Source organism: Immundisolibacter sp., assembly GCF_028696615.1.
Taxonomy (GTDB): domain Bacteria; phylum Pseudomonadota; class Gammaproteobacteria; order Immundisolibacterales; family Immundisolibacteraceae; genus Immundisolibacter.
Genome location: NZ_JAQVGQ010000146.1, coordinates 1 through 6,999, shown reverse-complemented (window position 1 = coordinate 6,999; position 6,999 = coordinate 1). Strand labels below are relative to the sequence as shown.

General features: G+C 67.2%; 7 protein-coding genes. 4 read left to right on the top strand and 3 right to left on the bottom strand.

Features of this window, described 5'->3' with window-relative positions; all coding sequences use genetic code 11:
* The 3 genes from PHC73_RS09940 to PHC73_RS09930 all read right to left on the bottom strand — a co-directional run.
* Positions 1-440, bottom strand: a 440-nt coding sequence (locus PHC73_RS09940; protein ID WP_300127421.1) for a 2-oxoacid:acceptor oxidoreductase family protein, incomplete at its 3' end; no start/stop codon positions are given.
* A complete protein-coding gene (locus PHC73_RS09935) occupies positions 428-2,215 on the bottom strand; it encodes an FAD-dependent oxidoreductase (protein ID WP_300127418.1) in 1,788 nt (595 codons plus the stop codon). The genes PHC73_RS09940 and PHC73_RS09935, both read right to left, overlap by 13 nt.
* Positions 2,216-2,324: 109 nt before the next feature.
* Entirely contained in the window at positions 2,325-3,218 is an 894-nt protein-coding gene (locus PHC73_RS09930; protein WP_300127415.1) for a transaldolase family protein, read from the bottom strand.
* 164 nt (positions 3,219-3,382) lie between these two features.
* On the opposite strand from PHC73_RS09930, the gene PHC73_RS09925 reads away from it, so the two are divergent.
* The 4 genes from PHC73_RS09925 to PHC73_RS09910 form a co-directional block, all read left to right on the top strand.
* On the top strand, positions 3,383-4,678 hold the full coding sequence (locus PHC73_RS09925; RefSeq protein WP_300127412.1) for an aromatic ring-hydroxylating dioxygenase subunit alpha: 1,296 nt from the start codon (positions 3,383-3,385) through the stop codon (positions 4,676-4,678).
* A gap of 171 nt (positions 4,679-4,849) precedes the next feature.
* Positions 4,850-5,332 (top strand): aromatic-ring-hydroxylating dioxygenase subunit beta, encoded by a 483-nt coding sequence (locus tag PHC73_RS09920; protein WP_300127409.1) that lies wholly within the window; start codon positions 4,850-4,852, stop codon positions 5,330-5,332.
* 94 nt (positions 5,333-5,426) lie between these two features.
* Positions 5,427-6,338: a VOC family protein gene (locus PHC73_RS09915; RefSeq protein ID WP_300127407.1), complete on the top strand. Its 912-nt coding sequence runs from the start codon at positions 5,427-5,429 to the stop codon at positions 6,336-6,338.
* Positions 6,339-6,340: 2 nt separating this feature from the next.
* The coding region (locus tag PHC73_RS09910; protein WP_300127404.1) for an SDR family NAD(P)-dependent oxidoreductase at positions 6,341-6,999 on the top strand (659 nt) is incomplete at its 3' end.

The following is a 6,999-nucleotide window of genomic DNA, read 5'->3' as shown; positions in this document are numbered from 1 at the left end:
AGCACGCCCACGTACATGATGTTCTTGAACAGCAGGCGCTGGCGCGGGTTGCTGAACTCGCGCGTCACCGCCTCGGTGAGCGGCACGCCGAGGAAGGTGATGTCCGGCCGGCGCAGCTCGGGCGCCAGCGGCTTCGACGAGTCGTACAGCACATAGCCGCCGGGCTCGACGCTGCGCACGTCCTCGGCGAAGGTCTGGCCGTTCATGGCCACCATCAGGTCCACCGTGCCGCGCCGGCCGGTGTAGCCGGCTTCACTGACGCGGATCTCGAACCAGGTGGGCAGACCCTGGATGTTGGACGGGAAGATGTTCTTGGGGCCGACCGGCAGCCCCATGCGGAACAGCGCCCGCGCCACCAGACCGTTGGCGCTGGCCGAGCCGGTGCCGTTGACGTTGGCGAAGCGCAGGACGAATTCGTTGACTTTGGCTAGACGTGACATACGCCACCTGCTTGCGGAAGGGTGAGGATGGATTTCTGCATGTCCCAGGCACCGGTCGGGCAGCGTTCGGCGCAAAAGCCGCAGTGCAGGCACACGTCCTCGTCCTTGACCATGATGCGCCCGGTCCCGACCGGGCCCGACACCAGCAGCGGCTGGTCGAGGTTTTTGGCCGGCACCGTCAGGCGCATGCGCAGCTCGGCCTCGTCACCGTCGGTGGTGAAGGTGATGCAGTCTTCGGGGCAGATGTCGACGCAGGCATCGCACTCGATGCACAGGCTCTCGGTGAACACCGTCTGCACGTCGCAGTTCAGGCAGCGGGCGGCTTCCTTGTAGGCCAGCTCCGGATCGAAGCCGAGTTCCACCTCCACCTTGATGCTCTTGAGCGTCTTGAAGGTGTCGGCGTGCGGCACGGCAACGCGCTGCGCGGCCGAGAACTCGTTGCCGTAGCTCCAGTCGTGCATGCCCATCTTCTGCGACACCAGCGTCACACTGGGCTTGGGCCGGTCGGCCTTCAAATCCTTGCCGTGGCAGAACAGATCGATGGAGATGGCCGCCGCGTGGCCCTGCGCCACCGCGGTGATGATGTTCTTGGGTCCGAACGCCGCATCGCCGCCGAAGAACACCTGCGGCAGCGTGGACTGGAAGGTGTCGGGGTCGAGCTTGGGCAGGTCCCACTGGTCGAACTCGATGCCGAGATCACGCTCGATCCACGGGAACGCGTTTTCCTGGCCGATCGCCATCAGCACGTCGTCGCAGGGGATGAACACCGGCGCCTCGCCGGTCGGCACCAGCCGGCGACGGCCGCGCTCGTCCTGCTCGGCGCGCATCTTGTCGAACCACACGCCGGTCAGGCGGCCGTTCTCATGCTCGAAGGATTTCGGCGCGTGGTAGTCCAGGATCGGGATGCCCTCGTGCATGGCATCTTCCTTCTCCCACGGCGAGGCCTTCATTTCGTCGAAGCCGCTGCGCACCGTGACCGTGACCTGCTCGCCGCCCAGACGCAGCGCCGTGCGGCAGCAGTCCATGGCGGTGTTGCCACCGCCGATCACCACCACGCGTTTGCCGATGCGGGTGGTGTGCTCGAATGCCACCGAGGCCAGCCAGTCGATGCCGATGTGGATGTTGGCCGCCGCCTCGCGCCGGCCGGGAATGTCGAGATCACGTCCGCGCGGCGCGCCCGAGCCGACGAACACCGCATCGAAGCCCTGCCCGAGCAGGGCGCCCATGCTCTCGACCGGCGTGCCGAAGTGGCACTCGACGCCGAAATCGAGGATGCGGTCGACCTCTTCGTCCAGCACCGCCTCGGGCAGACGGAAAGCCGGAATCTGCGTGCGCATGGCGCCGCCGCCGCGCCGGTCCTTCTCGTACAGCACCACCTGGTAGCCGAGCGGCATCAGGTCGCGCGCCACCGTCAGCGAGGCCGGTCCGGCGCCGACCAGCGCGATGCGCTTGCCGTTTTTCTGCTTGGGGATGGCCGGCAGGCGCGCGCTGATGTCGTCCTTGTAATCGGCGGCGACGCGCTTCAGGCGGCAGATGGCGACCGGTTTTTCCTCCACCCGGCCGCGTCGGCAGGCCGGCTCGCAGGGCCGGTCGCAGGTGCGCCCGAGCACACCCGGGAACACGTTCGAGAACCAGTTCAGCAGATACGAGTCGGTGTAGCGCCCGGCGGCGATCAGCCGGATGTACTCGGGCACGTTGGTGTGGGCCGGGCAGGCCCACTGACAGTCGACTACCTTGTGAAAGTATTGCGGATCGGTGAGGTCTGTTTTTTTCAAGGACGGAAACCCGCGGGCACGGCACGGTGGTGGGGAAAGAAAATCCCGCTATTGAACCACAGCCTTCCGCCGCCGCGCAGCGCGGGGAATGGCGCTGCGGTGCCGCCGCTCAGCCGGTGAACACCGCCGCGTCGGCGCAGAACGCCTGCATGCCCAGATCCGTCAGCGGGTGATCGGCCACGCCGGCCAGGATGGCCGCCGGTACCGTCACGATGTCGGCGCCGGCGAGCAGCATCTCGGACACCTGAGCCGGGTTGCGGATGCTGGCCGCCAGCACCTCGGTGCGGATGTCGTAGTGCGCGAACACGGTGACGATTTCCTGCACCAGCCGCGAGCCGGCGTCGTGACGCGGCCCACCGCAGGCCACGTATTCGGTGTTGTGGTAGCGCTGTGGCTCGGTGGCCTGGTAGAGCGAGTTGCCGGGCGGGCCGCCGGCGTCGTCGTGCTTGGCGAGGTAATCCGCCACGCGGCCCAGGAACGGGCTCACGCAGCTGGCGCCGGCGTTGGCGGCCCAGAACGCCTGCGTGGTGTTGAACACCAGCGTGGCGTTGGTGTGGATGCCGAGCTCCCACAGCGCGCGGATCACCTTCAGTCCCGTGAACGGATCGGCCTTGGCGTCGACTGCCCGGTAGCCGCCGACCGGCACCTTGATGACGGCGTTGCTGCCGAGCGCGGCCAGCTCCCGTGCCTGCGCCAGCATGGCGTCGTAGCCGAGCTCGGTCAGCTCCAGGCTGACCGGGTTCGGCGCCAGCAAGGTCAGGATATCGGTCAGCATGGCCTTGGCCTGCGCCCACGAGTTGGCGCCGGCGCGCTTCATCAGCGTCGGGTTGGTGGTCACGCCGTTGATGATGCCGGCCCGGTACAGCGGTTCGATGTCGTGGATGTCGGCGCTGTCGGCAAACAGGCGTGGCCCGTGGCTGGCCGGGTGGCGCTGGTCGCGGATGGCCGGCAGGCTGCGCCGGCGCTGCTGGATGGCGGGGCCGAAGGCGGCAGGATCGAACATGGCATTCCCCGAGTGACGGAAGGTGCGTCGATTCTAGCAACGGCGTTTTGGCTTGCCCGACGTCACGGTGGCGGCAGGGTGGCTTTCGGCATGCCCACACTTGCACGTAAAGTAAACGACCGATCGGCAGGCGCCGATGCCCGTTTCACGTCCTGGAGACTCCCATGAATAAGCCCGTCGAACCCGGTCTTGGCGGCACCCATTTCATCCGCATCGATCCGCAGCGCTGCGAGTTCCTGGTGCCGCGCTGGGCGTTTACCGACCCCGCCGTGCTGGACAAGGAACGCGCGGAAATCTTCAGCCGCTGTTGGCTGTACGCCGGTCACGCGTCGGAAATCGCCAAGCCTGGCGATTTCGTGGCGCGCAACGTGGGCGGCCGTCAGCTGTTCCTGTGGCGCGCCGACGACGGCGCGGTCAAGGTTTACTTCAACACCTGCACGCACCGCGGGGCCATGGTGTGCCGCGAGAAACAGGGCAACGCCAAGCGCCTGACCTGCCCCTATCACGGCTGGACCTTCGACACCCACGGCGGCATGGTCGAGCAGCCGGGCGCGAGCGGCTTTCCGGACGGCTTCTTCGCCAACGGCGCCAAGGACCTGGTGTCGCCGGCGCGGGTGGACGTGTACCGCGATTTCGTGTTCGTGAATTTCGACCCCGCCGCCGGAGACCTCAAGAGCTATCTCGCCGGCGCCGCCGAGTACCTGGACCTGGTGGCCGACCAGGGCGAGCACGGCATGGAGGTGACGCCCGGCGAGCAGGTGTATTCCATGCGCGCCAACTGGAAGCTGCTGTACGAGAACAGCGCCGACGGCTACCACGCCATCACCGCGCACGCCTCGTATTTCGACTACCTGCGCGCCACGGTCGGCGTGTTCCGGGAGGACTTCAACCCGCACGATGTCGGCGGCGGCGGCAGGAGTCTGGGCAACGGTCACGCGGTGATCGAATACCAGGCGCCGTGGGGACGGCCGGTGGCGCAGTGGGTGCCGCAGTGGGGCGAGTCCGGCAAGCAGGAGATCGCCCGCATCCAGGCCGAGCTCGCCGCGCGGCTGGGCAGCGAGCGGGCCGACCGCATCGCCAAGTGGAACCGCAACATCCTGATTTTCCCGAACCTGGTCATCAACGACATCATGGGCCTGACCATCCGCACCTTCCAGCCGGTGACACCGGGGTACCTGGAGGTCAACGCCTGGTCGCTGGCGCCGCGCGGCGAGCACCCCGAGATGCGCGCCTGGCGGCAGTACAACTTCAACGAGTTCCTGGGGCCAGCCGGGTTTGCCACGCCGGACGACGTCGAAATGCTCGAGCTGTGCCAGCTGGCCTACCAGAACATGCCGGAAGTGGCCTGGAACGACATTTCCAAGGGCATGAACCGGCCGGACGACAACCAGGGCGACGACGAGGTGCAGATGCGCGCGTTCTGGATCCGCTGGGATGAACTGATGGGCGCGGGGGAATGATCGGATGCCGAAAAATTCCATCCATGGAATTTTTCGGCTCGCGGCGTCGCGGTACACGCCCGCGACTTGCTCCGTCCGCAAGGGCGCAGCCCTTGCGGACGCCGGGGCATCCTGCCCCGGACGGGGGCTGCCTCGTGGCGGGCAGCCGTAACCAACATAAGGAACACGACGATGGCACTGCTGACCCGGGCCGAGGTGGAGGATTTTCTGTACCACGAGGCGGCCCTGCTGGATGACTGGAAAACGATCGAGTGGTCCGAGCTGTTCACCGAGGACGGCGAATACCTGATCCCGCCGATCGACCTGCCCGACGCCGACAAGAACGAGGCGCTGTTCATCGTCAACGACGACCACCACCGTCTGGTGCAGCGCGCCAAGCGCCTGACGCGGCGCACCGCGCACGTGGAGTTCCCGCACTCCAAGGTGCGCCACACCATCCACAACGTGCGCATCCTGGAGCAGGACGAAAGCGGTTTGACGGTGGCCGCCAACCAGGTGGTCTACCGCGCCAAGCGGCAGAACCTGGACATCTTCGTCTGCCACACCGTGCACAAGCTGGTGCGCACGGCGCAGGGTCTTCGCATCAAGAGCAAACGCGTGATGCTGGACATCGACGGCCTGCGCCCGCACGGCATGGTGAGCGCGATTTTGTGAATCGATCATCGCCAAAGGGCATCCCTGTCCTTTGGCGATTCGCCCGTCGCGGTACACGCCCGCGTCGGGCGTCGCCGTAATCCAGGAGAAACCCATGTTCCGCTACAAGAAACTCGGCTACGTCGCGCTCAACGTGAGCGATCTGGCCAAATCGGTGCCGTTTTACCGCGACATCGTCGGCCTGCAGCTGAACGAACAGGTCGACGGCGGCCCGGCGTTTTTCGCCTGCAGCGCCGACCACCACAACGTGGTGCTGTATGAGGGCGGCGAGCCGGGCTTGAAGCGCGTCGGCTGGGAAATGGAGCAGCCCGAGCAGCTCGATCGCCTGTATGAGCACCTGCAGGCCGCCGGTTTGAAGCCGACCTTCCTGTCGGCCGAGGAATGCCGCGCGCTGCGCCAACAGCGCACCGTGCGCATCCGCGAGCCGTTCAGCGGCCTTGCGTTCGAGTTCTACGAAGGCCAGCTCGAGCGCGGCAGCACCTACACGCCCACCGTCACCAAGATCGCCCGCCTCGGGCACGTGGTGCTGAACGTCGAGCGCTGGCCGGAAGCGGTCAAGTTCTTCAAGGAGACGCTCAATTTCCGCATCTCGGATTTCGTGGACGGCATCATCGCCTTCATGCGCTGCTTCCCGAACCCGTACCACCACTCGCTCGGCGTCGGCAATGCGGCCGCCACGCGCAAGGAGCCGGGCCTGAACCACGTCAACTTCATGGTCACCGACATCGACGACATCGGCTGCGCGCTGACGCGCGTGAAGCGCCACGACGTGCCGATCGTCTACGGCCCCGGCCGGCATCCGCCGTCCGGCAGCATCTTCCTGTATTTCCTCGACCCCGACGGCATGACGCTCGAATACAGCTTCGGTATGGAGGAGTTCCCCGAGGAGCGACCGCGCAAGGCGCGCGTGCTGGAGGCGCGGCCGGATTCGCTCGACTACTGGGGCAACGTGCCCGACCCGCGGTTTGCGTCCACCGGCCGCTTCGAGCCGGCAGCGGAGGGCTGAGCGTGGGTTTGCACAAAGATCGCGCCGCCATCGTCACCGGCGCCGCCAGAGGCATCGGCCGCGCCATTGCGCGCGAGCTGGCGAGCGAGGGCGCCGATCTGTTGCTGGCGGACCTCGACGGCGACACGCTGCGCGCCACCGCCGCGGCCATCGGCGCCGAATACGGTGTGCGCACCGCCTGTCACGTGGCGGATCTCGCCACCGAAGCCGCCAACCAGGCCATGGCGGACGCCGCGCTCGCGGCGTTCGGGCGCATCGACATCCTGGTCAACAACGCCGGCGGCGGCGTGATCAAGCCGTTCCTGGAACACACGCCCGAAACGCTGCGCACCACTATCGACCGCAACCTGTGGACGGTGCTGTGGGCAAGCCGCGCGGTGTTGCCGGTGATGCTGCGCCAGGGCTACGGGCGCATGGTGAACATCGGCGCCGATTCGGTGCGCAACGGCCTGTGGGACCACGCCGCCTACAACGCCGCCAAGGGTGGCGTGCACGGCCTGACGACTGGCCTGGCCCGCGAGTTCGCGGCGCACGACATCACCTTCAACACCGTCGCCCCGTGCGCCGTGCGCACCGAGCAGGTGGACGAGCTGGTCCGGGCCCACCCGCAGCTGTTCGACAAGTTCATCAGAGTCATCCCCAAGGGCCGCCCCGGCGAGAT